We start from the raw sequence: 636 nt of genomic DNA on the forward strand, positions 1-636 counted from the left end.
TTATCACTTTTCATGATGCGAAACCTTTCGATAAACTACACACGTAGAAAGATGTGTATCAGGACCTCTGGACGCGGGTTCAAATCCCGCCGTCTCCATATTTGTAGCCTACAACCTTTGTGGATGTGGGCTTTTTTATATGTTTTTTATCTATTCTTGTGAGGAAGGTTAAATTAGCTGTGTACGTTGATATGATAGTATTTGCTTAGGTTCAAATTTTCATGAATGAAAAATTAATACTTGTGTACATATAAGATTTTGCGTTAAGGGTTGAAAGAATATGTGTCAAATAAGTGTCAAAAAAGTTGAGCTTAGAGTTTTAATATTGTTCATAAAAAAATTCTTTATATAAGATAATTCTTCATTCAAAACAACAAAAAAGAGTAGGCGAGCTACTCTTTTTTGTTGTATTTAACAATTAAATTAGTGTGTCATTATGAGTGTAGGTAAGCTAATTTATAATGACAATAATAATTACAAAGATTATAACGCTGTATGCGAGCATTCATAAATTTATACTTCATCTAAACTACTGTGGTCGTCATCTTTTTGCTTTTCTTTTTCTTTCTCTCGTTCTTGTTCTTTTTTGTACTCTTCTTCAAATTCTTTTTCTTTCTTTTCTACTTCTTCTCTTGT

The 636-nt window shown here is 30.7% G+C and carries 1 other RNA gene; it reads left to right on the plus strand.

What is annotated here, in order from left to right:
• Positions 1 to 101: a transfer-messenger RNA gene (gene ssrA / locus IDG60_RS19940) on the plus strand; the annotation flags it as partial.
• Positions 102 to 636 lie beyond the last annotated feature (535 nt).

Source organism: Staphylococcus sp. EG-SA-2, assembly GCF_017152085.1.